Here is a 2,259-nt window from a genome sequence, read left to right as displayed (position 1 = left end):
CACGTTCGTGGAGTTCTCGCGTCAGCGCGGTCTGTCCGCCGACGGCCGCTGCAAGTCCTTCTCCGACGACGCCGACGGCACCGGCTGGTCCGAGGGCGTCGGCCTGCTCCTGGTCGAACGCCTCTCCGACGCCCGCAAGAACGGCCACCGGGTCCTCGCCCTCATCCGCGGCACCGCCGTCAACCAGGACGGAGCCAGCAACGGCCTCACCGCACCCAACGGCCCCTCCCAGGAACGCGTCATCCGGACGGCCGGACGGCCAGCCGCTGTACCTCGGCTCCCTCAAATCCAACATCGGCCACTCACAAGCAGCAGCCGGCGTCGGCGGCGTCATCAAGATGATCGAAGCCATGCGCCACGGCACGCTGCCCCGGACCCTGCACGCGGACAACCCCTCCAGCCACGTGGACTGGGACGCCGGTGCCGTCGAACTGCTCACCGAAGCACGGGAATGGCCCGCGACCGACGGCCGCCCCCGCCGCGCGGGCATCTCCTCCTTCGGCATCAGCGGCACCAACGCCCACGTCCTCATCGAGGAGCCCCCGGCCGAGCCGCGACCGGCCCGGACGTCCGGTGCGCCCTCCCGTGTCCTGCCGTGGATCCTCACCGGCAAGACCGAGAAGGCGCTGCGCGACCAGGCCGAGCGCCTGCGCCGGTTCGTCGAGGCGAATCCCGGGCTGGAGGCGGCCGACGTCGCCTACTCGCTGGCCACCGGGCGCGCCCTGCTCGACCGGGGCGCGGCCGTCCTGGGCGACAGCCGCGACTCCCTCCTGGAGGGGCTGGCCGCGCTCGCCGGTTCGGCCGAGGGCCGGCAGGTCCCCGGCGTGGTCGGCACCCGTACCACCCGCCCCGGCAAGACCGCCTTCCTGTTCACCGGGCAGGGTGCCCAGCGGCTCGGCATGGGCCGCGAACTGTACGAGACGAACCCGGTGTTCGCCGACGCGCTGGACCAGGTGTGCGCCCGCCTCGACCTGGAACTGGTCCGTCCCGTCAAGGGGGTGCTGTTCGCCCCGGAGACGTCGGCCGACGCCGCGCTGATCGACCAGACCGCCTTCACCCAGGCCGCGCTCTTCGCGGTCGAGGTCGCCCTGTACCGGCTCTTCGAGCACTACGGTGTGCGGCCGGACTACCTGCTCGGCCACTCCCTCGGCGAGGTCACCGCGGCCCATCTGGCCGGCGTGCTCGACCTCGACGACGCCTGCGTCCTGGTCGCCGAGCGCGGCCGCCTGATGCAGGCCGCCCGCGAGGGCGGTGCGATGGCCTCGATCCAGGCCGCGGAGGACGAGGTCCGTGCCTCGCTGCTCCCGTACGGCGAGGGGCGCGTCTCGGTCGCCGCCGTCAACGGCCCGCGCGCCACGGTGATCTCCGGCGACGAGGACGTGGTCACCGAGGTCATGGAGGACTGGCGGGCCAAGGGCACCCGGGTCCGGCTCCTGGCGGTCTCGCACGCCTTCCACTCCGCGCACATGGAGGAGGTCCTCGACGAGTTCCGCGACAGCATCGCGGACCTGACGTTCAGGGCCCCCCGGATCCCCGTCGTCTCCAACGTGACGGGTGTCCTCGCCACCGACGAGGAGCTGACGTCACCCGACTACTGGGTCCGTCACATCCGCGGTACCGTCCGGTTCCACGACGGCGTGCGGTTCCTGCAGTCCGAGGGCGTCACCGAATACCTGGAGCTGGGTCCGGACGGCGTCCTGACCGCGCTCGCCGGGGCGTGCCTGACCGAGGAGGCCGGAGTACTCACCCCGGCGCTGCGCCGCGACCGGCCCGAGGCGGAGTCCGTGGCGGCGGCACTGGCCCTGCTGCGGCTGCGCGGAGCCGGCCCCGACTGGACCAGGGTCCTGCCCGGTGCGCGCCGGGTCGACCTGCCCACGTACGCCTTCCAGCGCGAGCGGTACTGGCTGGAGGGCCCGGGTGCCCCGCTGGACGCCGCCGGCCTGGGGCTGACCCCCGCCCGGCACCCGCTGCTCGGCGCGGCCGTGGGCCTGGCCGACCGGGACACCCATGTCTTCACCGGACGGCTGTCGCCGCACACCCACGGCTGGCTCGCCGAACACGCCGTCGACGGGAACGTCCTGCTGCCGGGCACCGCTCTGGTGGAGCTGGCGACGCGCGCCGGCGAACAGACCGGTACCGGGACGCTGGACGAACTGCTGCTGTCGGTGCCGTTGGTGCTGCCGAAGCGGGGTGGTGTGCAGGTGCAGGTCGTCGTCGGTGAGGCCGATGACGCCGGGCGCCGCGGGGTGGAGGTGTACG

The 2,259-nt window shown here is 73.5% G+C and carries 1 pseudogene; it reads left to right on the top strand.

The features are described from left to right. Positions 1-2,259, top strand: a pseudogene (locus IG05_RS0140805) (type I polyketide synthase); the annotation flags it as partial.

It is taken from the genome of Streptomyces sp. NRRL S-1022 (assembly GCF_000720135.1).
Lineage (GTDB): Bacteria > Actinomycetota > Actinomycetes > Streptomycetales > Streptomycetaceae > Streptomyces.
The sequence above is the reverse complement of the archived record's forward strand: the minus strand, read 5'-3'. Positions and strand labels throughout refer to the sequence as shown.